Raw genomic sequence first — 25470 nt, forward strand, 5'->3', positions numbered from 1 at the left:
GAGATGGATACGGCAGGATGGAGGGTTGGCGGAATGCGATTGTTTGTGGCGGTTCGGTTAGCTTCCGAATTACAGCAGGCGGTTGGGGCCTTTATTGCCCAAAATGCAGCCAAAACAAAAGGAGTTAAATGGGTTGACGCCAGTCAAGCCCATTTCACTCTCTTTTTTTTAGGAGAACAACCGGCACGGTTGGTCGCGGAGCTCGACCCCCTGCTGCAAAAGGCCGCAGCCGGGCAAGGAAGTTTCCTTCTTTCTTTAGGACCGGGCGGGGTTTTTCCCTCCTGGAAAGCACCGCGGGTACTCTGGTTGGGAGTGGAAAAGGGAGCGGAGGAGTTAAAGTCGCTCGCGGCCCGGGTGACGGCGGCCTGCGTCGAAAAGGGAGCGCCGCCGCCCGACCGCGCTTTCACTCCCCATCTTACGCTCGGGCGGGTGAAAAAACCACCGGTCGCGATTGACCGGGAAACGCTAGTCCGGGGGGTGGCGGGCGAAATGACGGTGACGTCCTTCACTTTATTTGCCAGTGAGTTAAGACCGCAGGGGCCACTCTACCAGGAGCTTGCCACTTACCAGTTGGCGAAGTAGGAATTGAAAGAAGACCGGGCCAAGAAATTCAATCGGCGGATAAACTCGATTTTAGCTGGGTAAGGCCGGAAAAAGTAATCATACATACATGCGACGAGAGGGTTTTCAAGACACTAGTTAGAAAAGGAGGTTTTAAAATCATGAAAGCCAGTTTAAAATGGGATGGGCATTTGGGGTTTGAGGCCGTGGGTGAATCCGGGCGGCCGATCGTTACCGATGCCTCGGTGGCGGCCGGCGGGCGTGGTTTGGGCCCGTCGCCGATGGAGTTGGTTCTGTTTGGTTTGGGCGGGTGTATGGGGATCGATGTGGTGTCGATCTTGCAAAAGGCCCGGGTCGAACTGACCACCTTCACCATGGAGCTGGAGGGGGAACGGGCCCCGGAACACCCCCGCGGTTTTACCAAAATCAAGATCCGCCTCCACCTGGAGGGGAAAGGACTCAATGAAACGGTGATTAACCGCGCCATCAATCTTTCCATGGAAAAATACTGTTCGGTCCGGAGTTCTTTAAAGGCGGAGGTGGAGACGGAATACACCTTTGTCGAGTTATAAATGGGACTTCCAGGCCCTAATCCCCAATTTCACAGGCCAACCCAATATTTAACCACCTTGTACTTGGGTTTGTTCATGGTTTGACGGTTTGTTCTGGTTTACCAGATCTTTGTCCGGCTAATAATGGCGGCAAACTGAGATACTACTGATTGAAGCGGCGGAGTTGTTACCACGAAGGAGGTAAACAGATGAACCGTCAATGGCGTCGATTATTGGCCAGTGGACTCGTTGGAGCTGTGCTCAGCCTGATGATGAAACGAAGCCGCCAAAGAACAACGACGGTGGGCCGGCGTACTTTTAAGGCGTGGGTGGGGCCTTTCCTGTCGTCGCTCATTAGGGGGATGAGTAAAGAAGGTTTGTGGCGGAGACTTTTGCCTTTACGGCGGCGAATTCGCTAAAGGGTGAATTCGGGTTTTCGCCCGATTTTGTCGTGAAGTCAGGGAACAGGGAAAATGGGGCGTAAAATACAGCCGTTACTGGTGGTTACCGCCGTTTTAGCACTGTTTATTCTGGCGTTAATAGTTTTTCCCCGGGTTTTAATCACCTTTTTCCTCGCTTTCTTCCTCGCTTTTGTCATCGAACCGCTGGTGAAGTGGTTTGAACGGAAAGGGGCCCGCCGTTTGACCGCCGTGATCACCGTTTTTTTTCTCATGTCCGTTTTTGGCCTGGTTTTAGGCGTTAACTTTCTTCCCGGGCTCCTGGATGATTTAAACCAGGCGCTAACCAAACTGCCAACCTACGTCAAGGATCTTCAGAATTGGTTTGCCCGGCTGAATAAGGAGTATAAACGGTTTGCGTTGCCCCAGAATGTCCGGGAAGTAGTGGATGAGGCCTTATACCGTGGCGAAGAGGCATTACGCCAATTCCTGCTCCGGCTGGCCTCGTTTTTATTATCCTTCTTTTCGCAGGTCTTGTTTCTGCTGCTCGTTCCGGTTCTGGCTTTTTACTTCAGCAAAGACATGGAAAACTTGAAAGCGATGGTCTACACCTGGAGTAAACAGCTGTTTGGCGAAGAACGGGTGGTGGTCTTTGAAGTAATTGCGGTGATTACCGGCTACCTTCGCGCCCAGGCCCTCTCCTCGCTGGTGGTTGGCCTGCTGTTGACGACCGGCCTTTTGTTACTCCAGGTCGATCTGGCCATTCTCATCGGGGCGCTGGCGGGCGTCTTCAATCTGATCCCCTATTTCGGACCGGTGGTCGGCGCCGTTCCGGCGGTTTTACTGGCCGCCCAGACCAGCCTCTGGCGGGCGGTGTATGTGATTATTCTCTTCTTTATCGTCAATCAGCTCGAATCGATTGTCATCGTCCCGCGGCTCATCGGGGGACGTCTGGGTTTGAACCCGCTGGTGGTCATCTTTCTTCTCCTGATCGGCGGGGAGCTCTTCGGGTTCAGCGGGATTGTCTTCGCCGTGCCGGTCGGCGCTGTACTACAGGTGCTTTTGAAATATTACTGTAAAAAAGTGCTATTTGGTGCCGAGTAGATTGACAGTGGAGTATGGGTTAAGATATGATCAAAAATAAAGGTTGCCGATGGTTTATCTTCCTTTTCCTGCCGGCCGTTTTGGCGCTTTCCCCCCCGGTCACCGGGCAGGCGCCGGGGGCCAGGTTGGTTCTGGTGAACGTGACCCGGGTTGATTTTACCGATTTTAATACGGCGGATTACCCTTATTTGCAGCGGTTATTAACAGAGGGGCAAGTTGGACTGGCCGTCGTCCGGGTCGCGGGGCGTTTGACCCCGGAGAAGGTTTATTTGGCTTTGAATGGGGCTTCTGCCGGCGGGGGGGCGGGGGAAGAAAACGCCTCTGGGGTGATCGGCTCCCGTCTGCGCCAAGCCGGAAAACGCACGGCTTTTCTAGGGAATGCGGATCTTCCCTGGCGGCCGAACCGGTCGGCGAAAAATTTACTCAGCGACGCCTACGGGGCGGTGGACGAGGAGATTAGCGACCAGCGGATTTTACGGGCCGATCCGGCCTTTCCCTTCGGTTTCCGGACCGATTACGAGCGGCTTGGCGACTTGGTCCTCGCTTTGCTCCCCACCACCGATGTTATTCTGGTCGAAACCGGTGATCTGGAACGGTTGGAAGCCTACCGTGGCCTGATGACGGACGCCCAGTGGCAGCGGCACCGGGCGGCGACGCTTGCGCGGATAGATGCCTTTCTTGCCCGCATCAGCGCGGCTACTTCAGGAAAGACGACGATCCTGCTTTTGGCGGCGGCACCTATGGCGACGGTGGACGGGAACGATTTTCCAGTTCTTCCGTTACTAATAGATCGGAAAAGGGGCGGACCGGGTTTACTGACGTCCCCTTCCACCCGGCAACCGGGATTGCTTACCGCGGGTGACCTGGCGGTCCTGATTGCCGACTTGACCAGCGAAATGCCGGAGAAAACCAGCGCCATCTGGACGACGGGCGGAGATTGGTCCCGGCTGCAGGAAGAACGGCTTTATTGGGGGATCAATTTGCGCCAAAGGATGCTGATCCTCCGTCTTTACATTTATTTACTGATCTTCCTGCTGTTTTTGGCGTTGTGGTTACCCCTCACTCCGTGGCACCGGATAACCACATTGACCAGGGCGGTTTTACCGGCGTTGGCGGTATTTCCTTTGACCATGCTCCTTATGGCGCCGCTCCGGATCACCCATTGGCCTTTGCTCGTCCTCTTGCTGTTTTTGGGTAGCGGTGGCCTTTGGGTCCTTTTCCGGCGGTTGGTACCCACCCGGCTGCTGGCTTACCGCGGGCTTTTCATCGCAACAGCCTTGGTAATTCTGGTTGACCTGCTTTTTGGGGCCAAGTTAATGCAGTCTTCTTTGCTCGGGCCCAGTCCGGTGTTGGGGCACCGCTTCTACGGTTTGGGCAACGAATACCTGGGGGTTTTGCTCGCTACTTTTCTCCTGGGGACCGCCGGATTTCTCCTCCACGTGCCATGGCGGAAGTGGAGCGGTTTTCTCCTGGGAACCTTGGTCTTGTTGGTCGTTTCGCCGCGGGGTGGGGCCAATTTTGGCGGCGGGGTAGCCCTTAGTTACGCGGCCGTGCTGATCATCCGCCGGCTTAAACCGGTGGCGGCCAGGTGGAACTTGATTTTGTTCTCCTGCTGCCTTTTGGCGGGCTTGGGTCTTCAGTTGTTCGGTATCGGTGCGGGGGAGACAAGCCACCTCCACAATGCGCTTCGCCTGTTGCGGTTGGGCGCCTGGGAACAGATTGCGACGATCGCGGGGCGCAAAATTCGGATGAATCTGGGGTTGATCACCTATAGTCTGTGGGGACCAATCCTTTTATTGGTTTACGTAATTATTCTCATCGGTTGGCGGGTGAGGGGAGAAGAGGCCGATCCGGCCAAGCCGGAGCTGGAATGGTACCGGCAAGGGGCGTCGATCGCGGCCAAAACGGGATTGGTGGCTTTTCTGGCCAATGATTCGGGGATTGTGGTGCTTGCTCCTTTGGTGCTTTACCCGCTGATAGTCCTTGCCGATCGGTGGCTGGGAAGAGAGCGGAGAAGTCTTTTTGCCTTATTAAAACAGGCAGGAAGAAGGTGTGTGGGCATTGAGAAAAACGGAAGTAATCCCGGTCGAACGGGATGAAACAGTGCACGGTTTAATCCGGAAAATGCGGGAAAGCTTAAGCCCGCGCATTATTATTTATTCGCCGGGCCGGGTTCCTTTTCTCCGGAACGAGATTAATTTACGGCTCTTAAAGTATTACAGTGAAGAAGAAGAGAAAGAACTGGTCCTGGTGGTGAAGGACCGTACGGTTAAAAAGATTGCGGCCCGGTTGGGAATAGAGGTTAAAGAGAAACTGGAGGCGGAACAAGAGGAGAAACCGGAGACGGAACAAGGGGATAAACTGGAGGTTTACCAGAATCATCTCCCCATCGATCTGGAGGAGATGACGGCGGAAGCGGTTCCGGTTCGTGAAGAAGAGGTGCCCTTGGCGACGCCTCCCTTGCGTGGAGGCCGTCTCATGTTGGCTTTGGGGGTAGCCGGTTTCAGTTTGCTGGCGGCGGCCTTTATTCTCTTTCGACCGCGGCTAAATATTATCGTTCATCCGGCAACGCGGGACCATACGTTCCGCACTGTGGCAACGGCCGGTGTCAACTTCGGCGAACGGGAAGTGCTGCAGGGGAATTTACCGTTGGCGATCCGGGAGAAACAGGATGAACTAAGTGTTTCCTTGGCGACGACCGGACGGAAACGGGTGGGTCATGTCGCGGCCAGAGGAACGGTTTTATTCATTAACAGCGGAGTCAACCCGATTATCGTTCCCAAAGGGACCGTGGTGGCAACCAAAGCGGGGACGAAGTTTGTGACCACAAAACCGGTGGTGGTTCCGAAAAAAAGCACCCGTTATGAATTGGGGGTGCCGACCGGTGAAAACTACGGCCAGGCCGAAGTGGAGGTTGAAGCCGTCGAAAAGGGGACCGTCGGTAATGTGGAGCGACAGATGATCACCGTGATTGAGGGTCATCTCGCCAATACGTTACATGTAATCAATCCCCAGCGGTTTACTTCCGGCGAAGACCGCCTGGTCCCGGTGGTGCAGGAAGAAGACCTGCGGCGGGCGGAGGTGGAAGCCAGGCGCCAGGTGGCGCTGAGGGCGGAATCGGTCGTCAACGAACTGGCGGAAGAGGGTTATTTGCTGCTTCCGGAGTTGATGACTACCGAGATTGGCCAGTTCCGCGCGGAACAACCGGTCGGGACGGAGAGCAGTACCCTGACGGTGAAGGTGGCCTATAAAATTGCCGCTCCTTTATTGAGTAAAACCCATCTTTACAAGTGGTTGGAACATAATATGTATCAGACTTTACCGGCGGGTTTTCGTCCCGTCACCAACGAAATAGCGTGCCGGGAAGTAAAAGCGGAAGGGAGTTCGGAAGCCGCCAAGATTAACGTGCTCGCGGTGGCGAAGATCCGGGGCCAGATCGACCGGGACAAAGTGATGCGGGCGGTGGCCGGAAAGACTTTGGCCCAGGCGAAAGAGGCGTTACTCGCCTTTCCCGAGGTTGGGCTGGTGGAATTTTCGGGGAGACATGAAGTGGAAACCGTACCCAAACAAAGCTATCAAGTGCGGTTGATTGTGCCCTCCGAGAAATAAAAGGGGTAGAAAGTATGGAAGAACGGCAAAGAATCATGGCCCTTGATGTGGGGGAGAAACGGATCGGGGTTGCGCTCAGCGATCCGCTGGGCCTGACCGCCCAGGGCTTGGAGGTTTACCAACGGCAGACGCTGGCACAGGATTTGGCGTATTTGACCGCCCTTTTTCAAAAACATCAATGTTCCGGGTTATTAATCGGCTTACCCCGGCATATGAATGGAGAGATGGGTCCGGAAGCGGAAAAAATTATGGAATTTGGAACACGCTTGGGTCGGGATTGCGGGGTAAAACCGGTTTTTTGGGACGAAAGGTTAACAACCGTCCAGGCTGAGCGGGCATTACTCGAAGGAAATGTCCGGCGCCGCCGCCGGCGGCAAGTGATCGACCAACTGGCGGCGGTACTGCTGCTGGAGAACTATCTTCAGGCCAGCGCTTCCCGGAAAGATGAAAATTAATCCCGTGAAATACCAAATTCCTCTTGTATTCGCTGCCGGTTTAGGGGAAAATATACTCATTAAATTAAAAGGAGGGTAAACATGTCCCATCATCACCATCACGGGGAGGAAGATTGGATTATCCTTGTCGATGAGGATAATCAGGAGTATCGCTACAGTTTGGAACGGACACTGGAGATGGATGATAAAAAATATGTTATCTTAATCCCGGAAATTCAGGAGAATCCCGACGAAGAAGAAGCCCATGTTTTCCGGCTGGAGACCGATGCCAACAATGACGAGATCCTCGTTGATGTCGATGAAGAAGAGCTGGAAAAGATCCAGGCGCTCTTGGAGGCGGAAAACGCGGATCTGGATTTGATTGATGATGACAGTGATTTAGAATTTGAAGACGAGGACGAAAACGAAGCAGTCGATAGTGGCAGCACCCCCGGGGGGTTTGAACAGTCGGCCGGGGATGGCGAAACAAAAACCGACGAGGAATAGATTTTGCACCGGATCCAACAGAGTTGTATTTTCTGCTGCTAGCATCCGGGGAGAAGATCCGGTATAATTAGAGTGAGGAGGGAGTCCTGTGGAAAAACATGACATGATCCCCCATCCGAACCGTGTTCTCCCGGGATATAGATTCATTCGTTTCTTGTCCCAGAGTATCTGCCGGTTGTTTAGACCGGTCTTTCGAGACCGGTCTCGTTTTCTCTTGGCTGTCTTTGCACTTTTTTGTTTCGGTTTTATTTTTTTAGTAGGACAAGCTGTTTGGATTTATAACGGGGTGCAAGTGAACCGGAAGGTTTTCAATCCGCACGATAGCACGATCGACATCCCGCTGGGGTCCTCGGTCTTCCAAATCGGGTCGTTGCTTGAAGAGAAAGGTTTAATCAAGAACAGGAAAAGTTTTATTTGGTATCTCTACCTTACCGGCCAACAAAACTCGTTGAAAGCCGGCCATTACAAATTTGGACCGGATCTTACGTTCCGTCATCTGCTCAGGGAGCTGAAAACGGGCCGTCCGATCATCTACCGCGTGACCATTCCGGAAGGCTACACCATTGCGGAGATTGGGCGTTTACTGAGCACCATGGGTCTGGTTGATTACGATCGTTTTCAAGAACTCCTTCATGACCGGGTCTTTCTCCGTTCGCAATTGATAGATTTTGCCCCGGTTTCGGGCGAGGGCTTTCTTTTCCCGGATACCTACGAATTTGCCAAGGGGGCGACGGAGGAAGAGATTTTGTCCGTATTTTTCCAACGGTTCCGCCAGGTTTGGGCCGAAGTAACCAGAGAAGTGCAGCCGCCTGCGGGATTTACCCCGGTGGAGTTGGTGACGCTTGCTTCCATCGTGGAGGGTGAGGCCAAGGTGGAGGCGGAACGTCCGATCATTGCCGGGATCTTTTATAACCGTTTACGACGGGGCCAACTCTTACAATCATGCGCAACGGTCCAGTACGCCCTTGGTGAGCGCAAACCACGCCTTTTGTACAAAGATCTTCAGGTCGACTCCCCGTATAATACCTACCTGTACAAAGGGCTGCCGCCGACGCCGATCGGGAACCCCGGGCGTGCTTCGCTTCAGGCGGCCCTGTCCCCGGCGGATACGGATTACCTCTATTTCTTTGCCAAGTCCGACGGGACCCATGTTTTTTCCCGTACTTACCGGGAACACCTCCGGGCGCAAAATCTCTTGGCCCAGGCGGGCGAGGGCAAAAATTAATGGGGAAAAACCCCATGCACCGCAATAAACTCCTCCTTTTTGGTTAAATTAACCAGGGAGGGGTTTTTTTATGGAAAAGCGAAGGCAACGGGTTTATCTCTTATGGGCGATTCTGCTGCTTGCCGGGTGTTATCTGGCTTGTCAGCTTTACACCATTCAGGTGGCCACCAGTCTTGAATGGGCGTCCAAAGCGGTCAACCAGCGGAGCGACGGGTTGGCCCTCTACCGGCAACGGGGCGCCATCCTGGACTGTCGTGGCCGGTTGTTGACGGACCGGGACCACTTGACCTATCTTGCCGTTTTCCCACCGCTGTTGACCGCGGAAGAACGGAAAGCCCTGGCGCCTTTCCTGGCCGCCCACCAAATTAAAATGGCCACTCATTCGCCGGTGGTCATGGCCAATCCCGGCGCGGAACTGCTCCGCTTGGTGGCCGAACGGCCCATGGCCGGGATAACCTTCTGTACAATTCCCCTAAGGTATGGGCTCCAGCCTTTGGCCCACCACTTATTAGGGTATATCCATCCAGCCACCGGGGAAGGAATCGCCGGGCTCGAGGCCGTGTATGATGAGTTTTTAACCAGTGACCGCCGGGTCAAACTTGCCTTGATGACCGATGCTCACCAGCGCCCCATTCCCGGTCTGGGCTGGCGTTATCAGGAGGAGGTCTCAAGACGGCCGGCCAGGAATTTGGTGTTGACCATTGATTACGAACTCCAAAGCAAGGTTGAAAACCTGCTGAATGAGGCCGGGGTCGCCAAGGGAGCGGTGGTGCTTTTAGAGGTGGGGACGGGGAAGATCCGCGCTTTGGCCAGCCGGCCGGTTTTTAACCCTTACTGCCCGCAGTTCAGCCTGAACGACCCGGACCGTCCACTCCAGAACCGGGCATTGACGGCTTATCCGCCGGGCGGGATGTGGCGTTTAATGATTACGGCGGCTGCTTTGGAGCAGGGCGTGATCCATCCCGACCAGGTCTTTTTAGCTGAGGAGGAATCCGGTTCAGGACTAATCACATTGACCCGGGCTTTTGCCTACGGCCGGCGGGCGGTTTTTCAGCAGGTGAGTACGGCCCTTGGGACCGAACCGGTTTTGGCGAAGGCGAAGGCTTTAGGTTTAGGAGTGGCGACGCTTCGGCTTCCGGGGGAAGAGACCGGGTTCTTACCCCGGGAGACCGGTACGGCTGTGGTGAGCGGCGGGGAAAAGATTACCGTCACCCCGGTGCAGATTGCCGCGGTCTTGCAGGCGATTGCCGGCGACGGTACTTATTATCCGCCGACGGTTGTCGAAGGGTTACAGGAAAAGGATGGAACCTGGTCCCCGCTCCCGGCGGAGGCGGGAACCGGCCGTCCGGTCCTGACGGCGGCGACCGTGGCTGCGCTGCGGAAGATGTTGGAAGCGACGGTGCTCTACGGGACAGGACGAAAGGCCCAAATTCCGCAGGAGGCGGCGGGTGTCGAGGGAACGGTCTTAGACGGAAACCGCGGCGGGCAGCCGATCTTGCACAGCTGGTTTGCGGGTTACGCGCCGGCCCATGCCCCGCGCCTGGTGGGGGTCGTCCTGCTGGAGGATGATCCCGGCGGGGCGGAGCGGGCGGCGGCGTTGTTTGCCGCGTTGATGGCCAGTTGTTTACCATCATCCCGGTAAAAGCACAACCAAAATTTACGCCGGTCCGGACTGGCACAGGACAAAAGCCCCCTACATATTTATAAACACACCGTAGTTTATTTAAACGAGGGGGTAGTCCGATGATCCTTCCTTGGATCGGGATGATACTCAACCTGGTTTACCAGCAATTTGCCTGGCTTTTATCGTATATTACCAATAACAATGTCTTTCCCATGCCGTTATCGGAAGGGGAGGAACAGGATCTGATCATGCGGATGGAAGCGGGTGATGTGGAAGCCAAAAATACTTTGATCGAACGGAATCTCCGTTTGGTCGCCCACATCGTTAAGAAGTTTGACAACACCGGTGAAGATAACGACGATCTGATCTCCATCGGTACCATCGGCCTGATTAAGGGGATTAATACTTATAAAAGAAAGTACAATACACGCCTGGCGACCTATGCGGCCCGGTGTATTGAAAATGAGATTCTGATGCACTTGCGTTCGACCAAAAAAATGAAGAACAATATTTTTCTGCAGGATCCAATTGGGGCCGATAAAGAAGGAAACGAGCTTACCTTGCTGGACATTTTGGATACGGGTAGTGATTTAGTCCCGGAGCTTGTCGAGAGCAAAATGGAGGAAGAAACGCTCCGCAAGAAACTGGGGGTTTTAAGCAAACGGGAGCAGAAAGTGATCGAATTGCGTTACGGGCTGCGGGACGGGTTAAGTAAAACCCAGCGGGAGATCGCCAAAGTTTTGGGGATCTCCCGTTCCTATGTCTCCCGTATCGAAAAAAAAAGCCTTAAAGAAGCTATTGAAGTATTTTTCCGGTGAAGAACAGGAGAATAAATAAAACTTGCCTGAAGAATCTTCTCCCCTCCCCGCCAATATCTATATTGGGGGGGATGGGTGATGCGCTGGTCCGAATTGGCCCGTAAAGAACTGGTCAATATCGCCGACGGGAGTAAGAAGGGGCCCTTTCCCAAGCTTGATCTGGTGATTGACCCAAAAGCAGGACAGGTGGTCAGCCTGTTCCTCCCGGCCCGTGGATATATTTCCCGTGCGGGGCAGGAGATCCCTTGGACGGCGGTGAAAAAAATTAGTGACGATCTGATCCTGTATGCGGAGGAGTCTGTCCCGGGAAAGAAAAAGCCCGTTTTTTGACTCTTATGCGGCGAACCGGTAAAGCCGCCAAGGGGATAATAGTAACGACGGCAGTAACGAGTGCGGAGGTGGCGTCAAGATGGACAAAATAGGAGTTTTGGTCGCCGGTGCCTGTGGACGTATGGGCCGGGAAGTGGTCAAAGCTGTTGTTGCCCAGGACGATTTACAGTTGGTTGGGGCGGTTGATCAGGTGGGAGCGGGCGAAGACATTGGTCAAGTCTGTGGCCTTGGCGAACTTGGCATCGCCGTCGAGACCGACCTGGCGGCGGCGTTAAGATCATCGGCGGCGGCCGTGATGGTTGATTTTACTACGCCTTTAACGGTGATGGATAATATCAAAGCGGCGCTGGCCGCGGGGGTTTCCGCGGTGGTGGGGACCACCGGTCTGACCGCGGAAAATCTGGAAGAGATTGAAGATTTGGCGGTGCGGACGGGAAAGGGAGTGATCGTGGCGCCAAACTTTGCCCTGGGTGCCGTTTTGATGATGCGTTTTGCCCAGCAAGCCGCCAAATATTTTCCGGATGTTGAGATCATCGAACTGCACCACGACCGGAAGATCGATGCCCCCTCGGGGACGGCGCTGAAGACGGCGGAGCTGATCGCCGCCGGGCGGACGAGCGAGCCCGCAAGCAAACCAGCACCTTTGGAGAAGATCAACAGTGTCCGGGGCGGAGACTATCTGGGCACGAAGATCCATAGTGTGCGCCTGCCCGGGCTCATCGCCCACCAGGAAGTAATCTTTGGCGGCCAGGGACAAACGTTGACGATTCGCCATGACTCGCTGGACCGCACCTCCTTCATGCCCGGCGTGATCCTGGCGGTACGAAAAGCCCCGTCGGTCCAGGGGTTAATCTACGGACTGGATACCCTGATTGATTAGGACTATCATTATCGGACATTTTGACACCTCTCCTTTCCGCAAAGAATATATTACTATTGACCGGCGTCTGTTTCGTCAGTTTATCGCTTCGGTAAAGAAGCATAGACTGTTCTGCCTGGTAATATAGGGAAAGGGAGGATCTTTTATTGGCAAAATTTACTCTGGAAAGCGGCGTAGCGGTTTTAGGTGGCGACGGCCGGCAAGTCCTCGTGGCCGAAGCCATGCTGGCCATGGCACCCTGGGTGAAAACGCTGGGGTTAACCGGTCTGCCCGTCTTGCCACGCTTGTTACCGGCAGCGGATCTGAAAGAAGCACTATACGGCGCGCAGGTTGTCATCCTCCCGATTAGTGGAGCTGATGCTCGAGGATTGGTCAAGACCTCTGATCCAACGGTTGAAATCAAAATTGATCCGGAGTTTTTCACCTTGATTGAAAGCAACGCCTTACTGGTCACCGGAATGTTCCCGTCCCATTTGAAACAGATGGCTGCCGAAAGAGGGGTCCGGGTCTGCGAATATGCCGATCATGATGCGATCGCCATTCCCAACGCCATTCCCACCGCCGAAGGTGCAATCCAATTGATGATGGAAAAAACGCCGTATACGGTGAACGGCGCGGCCTGCCTGATTTTGGGGTTTGGCCGGGTGGCACGGGCTTTAGCCTCGCGGTTGCAGGCTTTGGGGGCCAAGGTGACGGTCGCCGCCCGTAATCCGCAGCAATTGGCCGCGGCGGCTGATTTGGGTTATAAGCCGGTGCCTCTTGACCACTTGGACCGGGCGGTTACCCAAGCCGATGTGGTTTTCAATACGATTCCGGCTTTGGTGCTCACCGCTCCTCTGCTGGCTCTGATGTCACCGGAAAACCTCATCATTGACCTGGCTTCCGCACCGGGCGGTGTTGATTTTGAAGCGGCCAAGCGCTATCAAATCACAGCCATTCTGGCCTTGGGGCTTCCCGGGAAGGTCGCACCGCGGACCGCCGGCCAAATCCTCGCCACTAACCTTCCAGGCTTGATCAAACAGGAACTGAGCCGACTGCATGAGGAAAAGTGAGAAAGATTAGCTTGGAGGGGTGAAAATGCAATTAGCGGGTGTGCGTATTGGCTTTGGGCTTACCGGTTCCTACTGCACGATTCCGGACGTCATTCCCGTGCTCAAGCAATTACGCACGACGGGAGCGGAACTGTTCCCCATTGCCTCCCCGTATGTCCTCCAGACCGACACCCGGTTTGGGAAAGGGGAGGATCTCCATAAAACGTTGGTTGAAATCACCGGACGTGAGCCGTGGCAGAGTTTGGTTGAGGTTGAACCGATTGGACCAAAGAGACTCCTTGATATTATGGTGGTGGCCCCGTGTACCGGAACGACCCTCAGTAATTTGGCGCATGGGGTTTCCAACACCCCGGTAACCCTGGCTTGCAAAGCCCAGTTGCGGAATGAACGCCCGGTGGTGCTGGCGGTTTCCACCAATGACGGTTTGGGCGCGAATTTAGCGAACCTGGGCATGCTGTTGAACCGGAAGTTCATTTACTTTGTCCCCTTTGGGCAAGATGATCCGGAGCGTAAACCCAATTCGTTAGTGGCCAAGATGGAACTTTTGTTGCCAACGGTTGTGCACGCCCTGGAAGGGAAACAGATTCAGCCGTTGCTCCAATAAAGGTGACGAAATGAAAAATTAGGTTGAAATCTCTAGTGAAAACTGGTAAAACTTAAATAAGTGACAAAGGAGTGAGCACCCATACGCATCCTGGTGCAAAAATTTGGTGGTACTTCCCTGGCAACGGCGGAACTCCGGGGGAAGGCGGTCGCCCGGATCAAAGAGGCACTTGATTGCGGTTATCACCCAGTGGTCGTGGTCTCCGCGATGGGGAGGTACGGCGCACCCTATGCCACCGACACGTTGCTGGCGTTGGCCCGCGAGATTTACCCCGAGATTAACCCCAGAGAACAGGATTTGTTGCTCTCCTGCGGCGAACTCATTTCCACGGTCATCATGGTGCAGACCTTAAGGTTACACGGCGTGGAAGCACGGGCTTTTGCCGGGGGAATGGCAGGTATTATTACCGACAGTAATTTTGGGGATGCTCACATTATTGAGGTTAATCCGGAAAAGATCATCAATTGTTTGCAGCAGAAACAAGTCGCAGTGGTGGCCGGTTTTCAAGGATTGACCCAAGAGGGCGAAGTGACCACCCTTGGACGCGGCGGGAGTGACACGACCGCCGCTGCTTTAGGGGTGGCCTTGGCCGCCGAAGTCGTCGAGATTTACACCGATGTGAACGGGGTGATGACGACCGACCCCAATCTGGTGCCGGAAGCCAAGTTGCTGAAAGTGATGACCTATGAGGAAGTCTGTGAAATGGCCCATTTGGGGGCGAAAGTGATCCATCCCCGGGCGGTGGAGATCGCGATGCGCGGGCGCATTCCCCTCAAGATCAGGTCGATCTATTCCGACCAGGAAGGGACCTTGATCACTGATGTCTATCCGACCCGGCCCGGCTTGGAGCTTAAATCCGACCGCATGGTAACCGGCCTGGCTCATATCCCGGATTTGGCCCAGTTTGACCTGGCTTGCCCGGAAGATGTTAATGCCAGTGGCAAAGCATTGGAGGTCTTTACCAGTTTGGCGGAGGCCGGGATTAGTATTGATATGATTCAGGTCACCCCGGAGCAGATTGTCTTTACGGTGTCAGAAAGCCTGTATGACCGGACTTTTTCCGTTTTGGAGAAGACCGGTTTACCGTTTAAGGCGGCGAAGGGCTTTGCCAAAGTGGCCATTGTGGGCGCGGGGATCCGGGGGGTACCCGGGGTGATGGCCCGGGTGGTTGAAGGTTTATATAAGGCACGGGTCCCCCTGTTCCAAACGGCCGATTCCCATACCAATATTGCCTGTCTGGTTAAGAAAGAAGATATGATCAAGGCGCTCCGCGCCTTGCATGAGGAGTTTGGTTTAGATGATTTAAAGGAGGGATCGGAGGAACCAAACATTCTTGGAAAACAAATTCCCTGAAGAAAGGGAGGTTAATCAAATGGTGGAATTTGGGAAACTGTTAACGGCAATGGTCACCCCCTTTAACGAAGATGGTGAGGTGGATTACCAAACCGCCAAAAACCTTGCCATAAAGCTTGTCGAGAATGGTTCGGATGGCTTGGTGATCGCCGGAACAACGGGAGAGTCACCGACCCTGACGACCGAAGAAAAATTGACGCTTTTTTCCACGGTTGTGGAAGCGGTGGGTGGTAAAGCGACGGTTATTGCGGGGACGGGTTCGAATAACACCAAAGCAACGGTGGAGTTTACGAAAGAAGCCGAGCGGACCGGTGTTGACGGGATATTACTGGTCGCCCCCTATTATAATAAACCGCCACAGGAGGGGCTGTACCAGCATTTCAAGAAGGTGGCGGAAGCAACAACTTTACCGGTGATGATTTATAATATCCCGGGCCGGACGGGAATCAATATTACACCCGCGACCATGCGCCGCCTGGCGGAGATCGATAATATTGTGGCCTTAAAAGAATCCACCGGCAATCTGGAGCAAGCGGCCGAGATGGTGCGTGTTTTGCCCAAAGATTTTCTGGTCTACAGTGGCGATGATAATATGACGTTACCGATTCTTTCCGTCGGTGGTGCCGGTGTAGTCAGCGTTGCTTCCCATCTGGTCGGGCGAAGAATAAAAAACATGATCGAGGCTCATCAGGCCGGAGATGTCACCGAAGCAACCAAACTTCATCAGGAATTACTACCGCTCTTTCGAGTGTTATTCCTTACGACCAACCCCATCATGGTGAAAGCCGCCCTTAATATGCTGGGGATCCCGGTGGGAACGACCAGGCTGCCGCTGGTGGGACCGGAACCCAATGAGTTGGAACAACTCAAGGAAATACTCCAACAATTAGGCTTAAGCTAAAGGGCGCACGAAGCGAAAAAAACGGGTTTAACACCCGTTTTTTTTCTATTCAATTCCCGGGGTAATTTTGATAGAATAAAGGAAAAGCCTAGTGGAGAGAACGTGGCGCCATGAAGAGTAGAAACAGGAAGTTAGCGTTGACTCTGGTCCTTCTTCTGATCGGGACTGTTTTTATCCCCGGAAACCTGACGACGGTATCCGCAGGAAAAAGCATCGCCATTAACCTGGCGGCGAACCCTTTATCTTATGATCCTTTGTTTGCCATGGTGGATGCGGAAAAGATTCTCCTGGCTAATCTGCATGAAGGTTTGGTTGTTTGGGACAACGGTGTTATCACACCCGGGGTGGCCGCGAAGTGGTATATCTCGGCTGATGCACGCACCTATACCTTTCACTTGAAGGAAGCCTACTGGTCCAATGGGGACAAGCTGACGGCGGCCGATTTTGAATTGTCCTGGAAACGGATCATCGCTTCGGATGTCGCCACCTCCGCCCAAGAGTTACTTGATGTGATCAAAAACGCCAAGGCATTCCGGGAAGGCAAAATCAAGAACCCTGATGAGGTCGGGATCAAAGCCCTTGATCAACGTGTTCTCCAAATCGTGCTGGAAGAGCCCTGCAGTTACTTCTTGAGTCTTTTAACGTTCCCGGCCTTCCTGCCCGTCCATCAAAAATACCTTAAGGAAAAGGACATAAATTTCGCCCCCGGTTTCTGTACTAACGGTCCCTTCCGGATCGGGTCCTTGGAAGCGGGAAACCATGCCGTGCTGGTGGCGAACGAACATTACCGGGGCGAAAGAGGAAACATTAGCGAGATCAAAGTGACATTTTTACCGCCCAAAACCGGGGTTACGCTGTTTGGCGCCGGCATGTTTGATCTATTGGAGGATCCACCCTTTTCCATGTTCGCTGAACACGTTGACCGTCTGGTTCAGGTGCCAACGATGGGAACCGGCTTTCTCTATTTGAATACCCGGCGGCCCCCTTTAAACAACCCGCTTTTTCGCAGAGCCCTTTCCGTGGCGATCAACCGCGACCTCCTCGTGGCCAAGATCCTTGGTTATGCGGGCGTGCCGGCCACAGGGTTGATCCCCCCCGGGATGGCGGACAGTAAAAGCGGGAGCGATTTCCGGCAAACCGGGGGCGACCTGATTGGTCCCGCCGACGGTAAAAAGTGTTTGGAACTGCTGTATGAAGCGGGCTACCCCAATGAGGACGGTTACCCGGAAATGGAGATCCTGGCGGTGGACAGCCTGATTCCCCTGGAGATGGCGAAGACCATCGCCGAGATGTGGGAGCTCAATTTGGGTTTGAAGGCGAAGGTAAAAGCCGTTCGCTACGATGAATTTTTGGCGTTGGCGGCGGGCGGCCGTTTTTATACGGCGCGCCAAGGGTGGACCGGTGATTACCCGGACCCGATGACTTTCTTCCAACTTTTCCACTCTGCCGCGACGGAGAATTTCTCCGGTTACCAAAACTCCGAATACGACTATTGGCTGTCCGTCGCCCGGCAGACCATGGACAGTATCAGCCGTTATAAAATCTATCACCGCCTGGAAGAACGGTTGATCTCCGACCTTCCGGTTATTCCGCTCTATTTCAACGTTAAACCTTACCTGGTTTCCAGTAAATTGACGGGTGTGAGCTATACGCCCCAGGGCTACCCAGTTTTTCAAAAGGCCTCGAAACTGGATTAAAAAACATGGGCTGGCATAATGTTCTGTTCACCGGGAAAAGGATTTGGCTACGGGGAAGCGAAAACAGAGTTGAACGGGCTTTAGTCCGCGGTTAAGTTATACTGTGGGACATGGGCCGTAAGGCACGGGGTGTGAACAAGCGGGAAAAGGAAGGGTAATGAACTTCATGCAGTTGACCAAGGTTAAAATAGTTGGTATTGTGTTGTGTTTTATCCTGTTGGCCGGGGTTGGGACGCCGGCATTGGCGACGAGCCCCCGCGAAGTGGAGATCGAAGCCCGGCTGGTCGAATTTGATCCGGATTCCGGGGTTTACCGTGCCAGCGGGGGTGTGATCTTGACCAGTGGCGATTTCCAGTTGCAAGCGGAGACCGTCCTTTATAACCAGGAGACAGAAGTAATCACGGCGGAGCAGGGGGTCAAGCTGAAGACGGCCACCGGCAACTGGGAAGGAGAATCCCTCGTCTATTCTTTCCGGACGGAGGAGGGAACGTTGACCGCCTTTCGCGGGGCGATGGGTTCAGCCTTTTACACCGGGCAAACAGGGGAGCTGCGGGGGGAAGAGATCCGCGTGCAAGGCGCTTCCTTTACCCGCTGTGAGCTTACCTCGCCGTGCGTAAAGATTAAAGCGGGGCGTGTCCGGCTGGTTGAAGATCGGGTACAGGTAAGCGGAGGCTGGTTATACCTGAAAAATTTTCCAGTCCTCCCCTTGCCGCCCTTGGCTTTCCGCCCCGACCAGTTTGAAAACTGGCCCCAGTTGGAGATCGGGGTCAACAGCACCCGTGGCTTTTATGTGCTCGGCCGGTTAACCCATCAGGTGAACGAACAGGTTGATCTGAATTATAGCGGTGGAGTTGGCACCAACCGGTGGTGGAATGTCCAAGGCGGAATCCGTTGGGATTTGCTGCCCGGTTTGGTCTTTAATTCGACACTGACTTGGGAGGATTACCTCCGGGGGAACGCCAGCCTGACCTATAAATGGGCTCCGCTGCAATTCCGGACGGCGGTCCAGCACAATTGGGCCGACCTGCCCTCAGGGGAGCATAGCTTTTCGGTGATGGGACCGTTATCGAAAAAAAGCAACCTGGAATTCAGCTATACTTCCAGTTTTAATGAGAAGAAACAGGGTGAACAGCGGCGAGCCGACTACGGTTTGCGCTTGACCGGACGTTGGCTGCCGGGCTTTACCTTGGGCGCTGGCCTCTTTTACGGCGAGGGCGACCTGAAGAGTAATAGTCTGAATGGCTGGCACCTGCGGACAACCTGGTCGGGGGGGATTAACCTCGCGCGTACATGGCGGGTCCAGGTTGCCGGTGAAACCCGGTGGCAAGCGGGGATCGAGCCCCTTTGGGTGAATAACCAGGTTAAATTGGTTAAAGACCTCCACTGCTTCCGGGCGGATCTGGGCTACAACCTGCTGGACGAGAGTGTCAGCTTTAATCTGATGTTTAACTGGTGAAAATTGGCCCGGCCAGTAGGTTGATCATACAAACAAGCCGCGAGAAACGAGCGGCGGGCGACAAGGGCGAAAAGGGGTTAACACATAAAATCAACCTTCCAAACGTAAACTACCTTGAGAGGATTTGCCTGTGGAGGTTTGCCTGTGGAAAACCCCTTAAACGACTTGACTGGTGCGGAATGGCTTTACTGGACGAATTCCATCTACCCGACCAATTTCCCACCGGACCCTACCCACCCGCTGCGGAAAAAACACGGGGCCATTAAGCCTCCGGAATTGATGGCCGAGATCATCTCCTTCTTTACCAAAGAAGGGGAGCTGGTCCTCGATCCCTTTGCCGGTGTTGGCAGTACCTTGCTTGGGGCGGACTTGGTGAGGCGAAAGGCGATCGGCATTGAGCTGAACGCGGAGTGGGTCCGGATTTATCAGGAAATAAAGGCGACTTTCAGCGTCGGCCCGGAAGGTTTGGTCCGGGGGAAAACAGGACGGGCGATTGAGAGTTTGCTGTTGAACGGCGATTGCCTTGAAGAATTAAAGAAGTTCCCGGCGGAGCAGGTGGCGGCGATCGTGACCGATCCGCCCTATGGTTGTAGCCACCGGGTGACATTTACCCGGGAAACCAATTTTGCCATGTACAACCCGGGGGAAGCGAAGGATTTTGGGAATGCCGCCAGCTTTGCTACCTACCTGGAGAAGATGGCCGCTTTTGGCCGGGAAGCCTACCGGGTCCTTATGCCCCGCCGCTATCTGGTCATTTTGATCGGCGATCGTTACCACAACGGCGAGTATTACCCTTTAAGCACAAAGGTGGCCGAAGTCATGCAGCAGGCGGGTTTCAAATGGAAAGGGATGCGGATTTGGTGGAACCAAGCCACCCAGCGGCCGCTCCGGCCTTATGCCATTAAGCGTTGCTATGTGCCGAACATCACCCACCAAAACATTTTGATCTTTCGGAAAGGTTGACGAGCCATAACGGACACCTGTAAGTAAATGTTATTTTAATATAATTAGGATCAAAAAGTAAAAAAAATCGTCAAAAAAGAAGGATCTCGTTTCCGGATGGCGAATATTTTTTTCAAGGAAATTCGAAACGTTTCGATAAACGTTTCGAACAGAATATTTGCCGGAACGCAGGAAGTGAATGTTCATGGTAACCATCAAAGATGTGGCCAAAAAAGCGGGAGTCTCGATTTCCACTGCTTCTTTGGTGATCAACAATAAGGCGGGAGTGTCGGAACGGTTAAGAGCCAAAGTTCTTGCGGCCATAGAGGAATTGGATTATCGGCCAAATGGGATGGCGCGTGCGCTGAAGAGTAAAAAATCAAAGGTTTTAGGGTTAATTATCCCCGATATAGTCAACCCCTTCTTCCCGTTGGTCGTGCGTGGGGTGGAAGCTGCCGCCTTGCGGTACGGCTATTCCCTGATTCTGGGGAACACCGATGGCAAGCTGGAAGAGGAAGCACGCTACTTGGAGTTGTTTGTCGAAAAATGCGTGGATGGCATCATCTTTATTCCGGCCAGCAATTTCAAGAAGAACATCCGGACATTCCTGCGCATCGAAAGCCCCAAGGTGGTGATCGACCGGGCTTTGGAAGGGACCGGGTTGCCGACGGTGATGACGGATAACATTACTGGGGCCTATCTGGCCACGCGCCATCTGCTCGCCAACGGACGCCGCCGCATTCTGTTTATCTCCGGGCCGCAGGACTTACAGGCCAGCCAAGACCGGTATAAGGGGTATAAAAAGGCGCTCGGGGAGTTTGGCCTGGACGAAGAGTTGGTTTTAAACGGCGATTACACTTTTGACAGCGGGAAAAGGGTAATGGAACAGGCGCTCAAGGAGAAATTGTGTTTTGACGCCGTCTTTGGGGCGAACGATCTGATGGCGCTCGGGGCCATGGTGGTCTTGTCGGAGAACAAAATCAAGATCCCGGAGGATGTCGAGGTCGTCGGTTACGACAATATTCTCTTCTCATCTTTATCAAAACCGACTTTGACGACGGTTGAGCAACCGGCGTACCAGATGGGTTACGAAGCCACCCGCTTAATCTTACGCCAAATCTATAGCAAAAAGGAGCTTTCAGAGTGCAAATTGCTGGAGCCCAAACTTATTGTCCGCGAATCCAGCCCTCAGCAGTATTAGTGAGGTGATTAAGATCAGTAAAATAGTTGTCGTAGGTAGTTTGAACTTTGATACCAGTATTCATGTACCCCATTTGCCGGCCAAAGGCGAAACCATTATTGCTTCCCATTTGTCACTGCACCACGGGGGAAAGGGGGCGAACCAAGCCGTCGCGATCGCCCGGTTGGGCGGCCAGGTTAGTTTCATTGGGGCGGTCGGTAACGACGAAAATGGGCACCAGTTGATTAACGGCTTAAAAAAGGCCGGCGTCGACACGACCGGGATCGCCATCAAAGATAACGCCCATACCGGGATGGCCTTTGTTTGCGTGGCGCACAGCGGGGAGAACAACATTATTGTCTATCCGGGCACCAATTACCGGATCACAAAAGAGGATATTGACCGTAACCGGCCGCTGATTACGGATGCCGACTATTGCCTGCTCCAACTGGAGATTCCCTTTGAAATCGTCCGTTACGTAATTGGGATCTGTCATGAGGCCAAGGTAAAAGTGGTCTTAAATCCAGCCCCGGTGAGTGCGGATTTTGATGACCGGATCCTCGCCCATGTTGATTACATTCTCCCGAACGAAACCGAACTGGCGATGATGGTCGGTGAAAGCGTGACGATGGAGAACATCGGGAAGCTTGCTTCGTCTTTGCTGGCGAAAGGGTGCGGTCATGCCATTGTGACCTTGGGCGAAAATGGTAGTTTCTTGGTTGACCCGGTCCGCCAAGAACACTTCCCGGCGGTAAAAGTAAAGGCAGTTGATACCACCGCCGCGGGCGACTCTTTCATCGGGGCCTTTACTTATCGGTTGGCAAGCGGCGACCGGATTGATGAGGCAATCCGTTTTGCCACCAAAGCAGCGGCGATTACGGTGACGCGCCACGGCGCCCAAGATGCGTTGCCGAGCCTGGAAGAGGTAAAGAACTGGCTTGTGTCTTAAGCACATGAAAACAGTCAGCACATTTATCCGGCAGGGAGGTGATGATGGAGAGTACGCTGATGTGGACAACCCTAAGCTTATAAATGAAAAAGGAGGATAAAAATGGAAAAGGAAAAATTGGGTTTCATTGGCGGTATTAAAGCGGAATTTTCGACGCGGGCTTTAGTGTTAATCCCGATCTGCGCCGGGATCAACCTGGTTGGCGGGGCGATTGCCTCCGGGTTGAAACTGCCTGTTTTCCTTGACATGATCGGGACAGTGGTGTCGGCTGCCTTGGCGGGACCGTGGGTGGCCACGATCGTCGGCGTACTCACCAACGTCTTCCTGGCCTTGGTGTCAAACCCGGTTTATCTACCCTACGCTCTGGTCAGTGTGTCGGTTGCACTCGTTACGGGCTATATGATCCGGGCCGGACTGTTCAAAAGCGTCTGGGGCGTAGTCCTGACCTGTATCGCGGCTACCGCCGTTTCCGTGGTGACGGCTTCATCTGTTACAGTCTTTGTCTTCGGCGGGGCCACCGGTGCGACCGGTGCTTCGATTATGACGGCAAGTTTAATCGCCACCCTGGGCAGTATCTGGAAAGGTGTCGTTACCTCGGCGATCATTGAAAACCTGCTTGACCGGGCGATTGCTTTTGCCATCGCTTATGTGATTCTGAAGAAGATCCCGCGGAGTTTCATCAGCCAGTATCAGCAAGCAGCACTTGATCGGTAATCAGTAAGTGGAGGGAAAATGGGGATTGTCTGCACCAACGAAGCGTCAACAAAGAGAACAATCCCCTTTTTTTCTCTCCGCCCCGTCAGAAACGAGATAGCGTGAGGTGATTAAATGGCGAGGAAGACGGGTTCCAGTTATGAAGCGATTGATTCACCAATTGACCGTTTGGACCCAATTGTCAAGTTTACCGGGGTATTTTGTCTGGGTCTCAGCGCGGCGATCTTTCCCAGTTTTATCTTGGGCTATCTTTTGCTCCTTTTTCTCTTTGTTGTTGCCTATCTGGCGAAGGTGTTTAAGAAATTTGCCAAGTTCATTATTGGTTTTGCCGTTCCAATCATGGTCATGCTCTTCTTTATCCAGGGGTTCTTCAGCCCGAAGAATAAAACGATCATTGCGGATTTCGGCTTTGCCCAGCTTGGCCTGGAAGGCATTATCCATATGTTAAAGATTGTCAGTGTGTTGCTGGTGTTTTTGGGCTCTTTTTATCTCACGACCAAGACGACGGATACGGGACGAATGGTGGCGGCGTTTAAACGGATCGGTTTAAAAGGAAGCACCGGTTATTTGGTGCTCGCCACCCTCAATGTGATCCCGCAGATGCAAAGGCGGATCGCCATCATCCAAGAGGCGCAGAACGCGCGCGGTTTGGAGACGACCGGCAGTTTGCTGACACGGTTCAAGGCGTTTATTCCGCTGATCGGTCCGGTGATTATGAGCTCCTTAGTTGATGTGCAGGAACGGGGAATGACCATTGAAGCAAGAGGGTTCAGCGTCAAAAATGTGGAGCAAACCAGCTTTATCGAAGCGGTGGAACCCCCCCCTTGACCGGCGAATCAAACGCGGGCTCCAGGTGTTCTTGGGGTTGGTGATCATTATAACCATCATGTTAAAACTGAAGATATTTTAGGCTGGAGGGGTGATTAAGATCGAGCCCGTCATTCGAGTAGAAAACTTATGTTTCCGATATGGCAATGCCGACCGCCCGACGTTGAACAAACTCAATTTTGAAGTGAAAAACGGGGAATTTTTCTGCATTATCGGGGCCAACGGCGCGGGGAAATCCACGTTATGCAATGCCCTGGTCGGCCTGATCCCGCATTATTTCACCGGTCACCTCGATGGCGCTGTGCATATATTTGACAGGAAAGTGGCGGAGATGTCTATGGGTGAGCTGGTTACCCGTATTGGCCTGGTCTTTCAAAATCCCTTCAACCAGCTTTCCTATACGGCAAGTACGGTCGAAGAGGAACTGGCTTACGGGTTAGGTAATCTTGGCATCCCCAGGGCTGAGATGAAGGTTAGAATCGAGCGGGTGGCTAAACTGATGCGGATCGACCATATTCTCCATAAAAATCCTTTGGAACTCTCCGGTGGCCAGGTCCAAAGGGTAGCCCTGGGCTCTTCGATCATTATGGAACCGCAGATCATTGTTTTGGATGAATGTACTTCTCAGTTGGATCCGCTCGGGAGCGAGGAGATCTTTGACATTATTAAAGAACTAAACCAGAAGGGGTTAACGGTCATCCTGGTCGATCACGATCTGGAGCGGGTGGCCCGGACGGCCGACCGGATTTTGGTCCTCGACCAAGGCGAACAGGTGGTGCTGGACACGCCGGAACGGCTTTTCAGCGATGTCCGGATCTTAACCCATAAAGTAGGAGTACCGGAGTTTACACAAATCGGGATGGCCTTGGCCAAGGAAGACCTTTATCACGGGGCGACGATCATTCGAGAAGAACAGGCTGTAGCTGCGGTTAAGGAGGCGATGCTTTGAAGATAGAGATTATTGATCTGGTGCATATCTATCCCACCGGTGACGTTGCCTTACGGGGGATCACCACGACATTGGAAGGAACAGAGCCGGTTGCCATCGTCGGGCAGAATGGTTCGGGCAAGACCACTCTTGTCAAACACCTGAACGGGATCTTAAGGCCGACGAAGGGGGATGTGCTCATAAACGGGGTGAGCATCAATACGAAATCCACCGCCAAGTGGGCCAAACAAATCGGGTATGTCTTCCAGAACCCCGATGACCAATTATTCCTGGAAACGGTCCGGAAAGAGCTGGAGTTTGGCCCGAAACAAGTGGGGATGCCGCCGGCGGAGATTGAAAAAAACGTGAAGTACGCGGCGGAACTTTGCAACCTTGAGCAACACTTGGACAAACATCCCTTTGATCTATCCATTACCGAGAAGAAGTTTTGCACCATCGCCTCCATCATTGCGATGGATCCGGAAGTGATTATCTTTGACGAGCCAACCATGGGCCAGGACTTGGCCGGGGCGGACCGCCTGGCGGCGATTATTCAGAGCCTAAAAGCGAAGGGGAAGTTGTGTATTACCATCTCCCATGATATGAAATTTGTGGCCAGGAATTTCAGCCGGGTGATCGTGCTCTATAAAGGCGAGATCCTGTTGGATGGGGACAAAACGGAGGTGCTGGCGCAACCGGAGAAGCTGAAGCTGAGTTTCGTGACCCCTCCGCCGGTGACCAGGGTTGCGCAGAGTGCGAATCTGCCGACGGTCTTTGCCGTTGACGATTTGATTGGTGCCATTAAGGCGAAGAAGGGAGCATAGA

Annotated in this window: 26 protein-coding genes; all 26 read left to right on the forward strand. The window is 53.6% G+C overall.

The features are described from left to right. Positions 1-33: 33 nt before the first annotated feature. The 26 genes from thpR (at position 34) to G5B42_RS00810 (ending at position 25469) form a co-directional block, all read left to right on the forward strand. The gene (thpR, locus tag G5B42_RS00685; protein ID WP_181338510.1) at positions 34-582 is read left to right on the forward strand and encodes an RNA 2',3'-cyclic phosphodiesterase; all 549 of its coding nucleotides are present in this window, start codon (positions 34-36) and stop codon (positions 580-582) included. Between the two features lie 140 nt (positions 583-722). Beyond that, entirely contained in the window at positions 723-1133 is a 411-nt protein-coding gene (locus tag G5B42_RS00690) for an OsmC family protein (RefSeq protein WP_181338511.1), read from the forward strand. A 188-nt stretch (positions 1134-1321) separates the two neighbouring features. Next, positions 1322-1531 carry a hypothetical protein gene (locus G5B42_RS00695; protein WP_181338512.1) on the forward strand — a complete coding sequence of 70 codons (210 nt, stop codon included), beginning with the start codon at positions 1322-1324 and terminating at the stop codon, positions 1529-1531. Between the two features lie 54 nt (positions 1532-1585). After that, complete coding sequence (locus tag G5B42_RS00700) at positions 1586-2614, forward strand: AI-2E family transporter (RefSeq protein ID WP_181338513.1); 1029 nt, start codon at positions 1586-1588, stop codon at positions 2612-2614. A gap of 26 nt (positions 2615-2640) precedes the next feature. Next, positions 2641-4713: a hypothetical protein gene (locus G5B42_RS00705; protein ID WP_181338514.1), complete on the forward strand. Its 2073-nt coding sequence runs from the start codon at positions 2641-2643 to the stop codon at positions 4711-4713. Next, complete coding sequence (locus G5B42_RS00710) at positions 4676-6223, forward strand: baseplate J/gp47 family protein (RefSeq protein WP_181338515.1); 1548 nt, start codon at positions 4676-4678, stop codon at positions 6221-6223. Before G5B42_RS00705 ends, G5B42_RS00710 begins: the two co-directional genes overlap by 38 nt. A gap of 14 nt (positions 6224-6237) precedes the next feature. After that, on the forward strand, positions 6238-6678 hold the full coding sequence (gene ruvX, locus G5B42_RS00715) for a Holliday junction resolvase RuvX (RefSeq protein WP_181338516.1): 441 nt from the start codon (positions 6238-6240) through the stop codon (positions 6676-6678). Between the two features lie 81 nt (positions 6679-6759). Continuing rightward, positions 6760-7164 carry a DUF1292 domain-containing protein gene (locus tag G5B42_RS00720; protein WP_181338517.1) on the forward strand — a complete coding sequence of 135 codons (405 nt, stop codon included), beginning with the start codon at positions 6760-6762 and terminating at the stop codon, positions 7162-7164. A 103-nt stretch (positions 7165-7267) separates the two neighbouring features. Further along, entirely contained in the window at positions 7268-8389 is a 1122-nt protein-coding gene (gene mltG, locus G5B42_RS00725; protein WP_231133109.1) for an endolytic transglycosylase MltG, read from the forward strand. Positions 8390-8459: 70 nt separating this feature from the next. Continuing rightward, the gene (locus G5B42_RS00730) at positions 8460-10031 is read left to right on the forward strand and encodes a peptidoglycan D,D-transpeptidase FtsI family protein (protein WP_181338519.1); all 1572 of its coding nucleotides are present in this window, start codon (positions 8460-8462) and stop codon (positions 10029-10031) included. A 101-nt stretch (positions 10032-10132) separates the two neighbouring features. Further along, a complete protein-coding gene (sigK, locus tag G5B42_RS00735) occupies positions 10133-10831 on the forward strand; it encodes an RNA polymerase sporulation sigma factor SigK (RefSeq protein WP_231133096.1) in 699 nt (232 codons plus the stop codon). 78 nt (positions 10832-10909) lie between these two features. Further along, positions 10910-11161: a YlmC/YmxH family sporulation protein gene (locus tag G5B42_RS00740; RefSeq protein ID WP_181338520.1), complete on the forward strand. Its 252-nt coding sequence runs from the start codon at positions 10910-10912 to the stop codon at positions 11159-11161. 79 nt (positions 11162-11240) lie between these two features. Further along, a complete protein-coding gene (gene dapB / locus G5B42_RS00745) occupies positions 11241-12041 on the forward strand; it encodes a 4-hydroxy-tetrahydrodipicolinate reductase (protein ID WP_181338521.1) in 801 nt (266 codons plus the stop codon). Positions 12042-12187: 146 nt separating this feature from the next. Beyond that, entirely contained in the window at positions 12188-13093 is a 906-nt protein-coding gene (gene dpsA / locus G5B42_RS00750) for a dipicolinate synthase subunit DpsA (protein ID WP_181338522.1), read from the forward strand. Positions 13094-13118: 25 nt separating this feature from the next. Next, a complete protein-coding gene (locus tag G5B42_RS00755) occupies positions 13119-13697 on the forward strand; it encodes a dipicolinate synthase subunit B (protein ID WP_181338523.1) in 579 nt (192 codons plus the stop codon). A gap of 93 nt (positions 13698-13790) precedes the next feature. Further along, entirely contained in the window at positions 13791-15050 is a 1260-nt protein-coding gene (gene dapG / locus G5B42_RS00760; protein ID WP_331273998.1) for an aspartate kinase, read from the forward strand. A 19-nt stretch (positions 15051-15069) separates the two neighbouring features. After that, a complete protein-coding gene (dapA, locus tag G5B42_RS00765) occupies positions 15070-15951 on the forward strand; it encodes a 4-hydroxy-tetrahydrodipicolinate synthase (RefSeq protein WP_181338524.1) in 882 nt (293 codons plus the stop codon). A 110-nt stretch (positions 15952-16061) separates the two neighbouring features. Beyond that, positions 16062-17648 (forward strand): peptide ABC transporter substrate-binding protein, encoded by a 1587-nt coding sequence (locus tag G5B42_RS00770; RefSeq protein WP_231133097.1) that lies wholly within the window; start codon positions 16062-16064, stop codon positions 17646-17648. Between the two features lie 157 nt (positions 17649-17805). Beyond that, the gene (locus tag G5B42_RS00775; RefSeq protein ID WP_181338526.1) at positions 17806-19104 is read left to right on the forward strand and encodes an LPS-assembly protein LptD; all 1299 of its coding nucleotides are present in this window, start codon (positions 17806-17808) and stop codon (positions 19102-19104) included. A 144-nt stretch (positions 19105-19248) separates the two neighbouring features. Then, positions 19249-20067: a DNA methyltransferase gene (locus G5B42_RS00780; protein ID WP_181338527.1), complete on the forward strand. Its 819-nt coding sequence runs from the start codon at positions 19249-19251 to the stop codon at positions 20065-20067. 184 nt (positions 20068-20251) lie between these two features. After that, positions 20252-21247 (forward strand): LacI family DNA-binding transcriptional regulator, encoded by a 996-nt coding sequence (locus tag G5B42_RS00785; RefSeq protein WP_181338528.1) that lies wholly within the window; start codon positions 20252-20254, stop codon positions 21245-21247. Continuing rightward, complete coding sequence (rbsK, locus tag G5B42_RS00790; protein ID WP_187350905.1) at positions 21216-22175, forward strand: ribokinase; 960 nt, start codon at positions 21216-21218, stop codon at positions 22173-22175. The genes G5B42_RS00785 and rbsK overlap by 32 nt, the downstream gene beginning before the upstream one ends. 102 nt (positions 22176-22277) lie before the next feature. Further along, positions 22278-22889, forward strand: a complete 612-nt coding sequence (locus G5B42_RS00795; protein WP_181338529.1) for an ECF transporter S component — start codon at positions 22278-22280, stop codon at positions 22887-22889. Between the two features lie 114 nt (positions 22890-23003). After that, a complete protein-coding gene (locus G5B42_RS00800; protein WP_231133098.1) occupies positions 23004-23717 on the forward strand; it encodes an energy-coupling factor transporter transmembrane component T family protein in 714 nt (237 codons plus the stop codon). A gap of 100 nt (positions 23718-23817) precedes the next feature. After that, positions 23818-24666: an energy-coupling factor ABC transporter ATP-binding protein gene (locus tag G5B42_RS00805; RefSeq protein WP_181338555.1), complete on the forward strand. Its 849-nt coding sequence runs from the start codon at positions 23818-23820 to the stop codon at positions 24664-24666. Beyond that, positions 24663-25469 (forward strand): energy-coupling factor ABC transporter ATP-binding protein, encoded by an 807-nt coding sequence (locus tag G5B42_RS00810; RefSeq protein WP_181338530.1) that lies wholly within the window; start codon positions 24663-24665, stop codon positions 25467-25469. The genes G5B42_RS00805 and G5B42_RS00810 overlap by 4 nt, the downstream gene beginning before the upstream one ends. The last annotated feature ends 1 nt before the right edge of the window (position 25470 follow it).

It is taken from the genome of Capillibacterium thermochitinicola, assembly GCF_013664685.1.
GTDB classification, from domain to species: Bacteria; Bacillota; UBA4882; order UBA10575; family UBA10575; genus Capillibacterium; species Capillibacterium thermochitinicola.

Coding starts and splice junctions, on each gene's coding strand:
- thpR (WP_181338510.1), top strand. CDS start 34: ATGCGATTGTTTGTGGCGGTTCGGTTAGCTTCCGAATTACAGCAGGCG.
- G5B42_RS00690 (WP_181338511.1), top strand. CDS start 723: ATGAAAGCCAGTTTAAAATGGGATGGGCATTTGGGGTTTGAGGCCGTG.
- G5B42_RS00695 (WP_181338512.1), top strand. CDS start 1,322: ATGAACCGTCAATGGCGTCGATTATTGGCCAGTGGACTCGTTGGAGCT.
- G5B42_RS00700 (WP_181338513.1), top strand. CDS start 1,586: ATGGGGCGTAAAATACAGCCGTTACTGGTGGTTACCGCCGTTTTAGCA.
- G5B42_RS00705 (WP_181338514.1), top strand. CDS start 2,641: ATGATCAAAAATAAAGGTTGCCGATGGTTTATCTTCCTTTTCCTGCCG.
- ruvX (WP_181338516.1), top strand. CDS start 6,238: ATGGAAGAACGGCAAAGAATCATGGCCCTTGATGTGGGGGAGAAACGG.
- G5B42_RS00720 (WP_181338517.1), top strand. CDS start 6,760: ATGTCCCATCATCACCATCACGGGGAGGAAGATTGGATTATCCTTGTC.
- mltG (WP_231133109.1), top strand. CDS start 7,268: ATGATCCCCCATCCGAACCGTGTTCTCCCGGGATATAGATTCATTCGT.
- G5B42_RS00730 (WP_181338519.1), top strand. CDS start 8,460: ATGGAAAAGCGAAGGCAACGGGTTTATCTCTTATGGGCGATTCTGCTG.
- sigK (WP_231133096.1), top strand. CDS start 10,133: ATGATCCTTCCTTGGATCGGGATGATACTCAACCTGGTTTACCAGCAA.
- G5B42_RS00740 (WP_181338520.1), top strand. CDS start 10,910: ATGCGCTGGTCCGAATTGGCCCGTAAAGAACTGGTCAATATCGCCGAC.
- dapB (WP_181338521.1), top strand. CDS start 11,241: ATGGACAAAATAGGAGTTTTGGTCGCCGGTGCCTGTGGACGTATGGGC.
- G5B42_RS00755 (WP_181338523.1), top strand. CDS start 13,119: ATGCAATTAGCGGGTGTGCGTATTGGCTTTGGGCTTACCGGTTCCTAC.
- dapA (WP_181338524.1), top strand. CDS start 15,070: ATGGTGGAATTTGGGAAACTGTTAACGGCAATGGTCACCCCCTTTAAC.
- G5B42_RS00770 (WP_231133097.1), top strand. CDS start 16,062: ATGAAGAGTAGAAACAGGAAGTTAGCGTTGACTCTGGTCCTTCTTCTG.
- G5B42_RS00775 (WP_181338526.1), top strand. CDS start 17,806: ATGAACTTCATGCAGTTGACCAAGGTTAAAATAGTTGGTATTGTGTTG.
- G5B42_RS00785 (WP_181338528.1), top strand. CDS start 20,252: ATGGTAACCATCAAAGATGTGGCCAAAAAAGCGGGAGTCTCGATTTCC.
- G5B42_RS00795 (WP_181338529.1), top strand. CDS start 22,278: ATGGAAAAGGAAAAATTGGGTTTCATTGGCGGTATTAAAGCGGAATTT.
- G5B42_RS00800 (WP_231133098.1), top strand. CDS start 23,004: ATGGCGAGGAAGACGGGTTCCAGTTATGAAGCGATTGATTCACCAATT.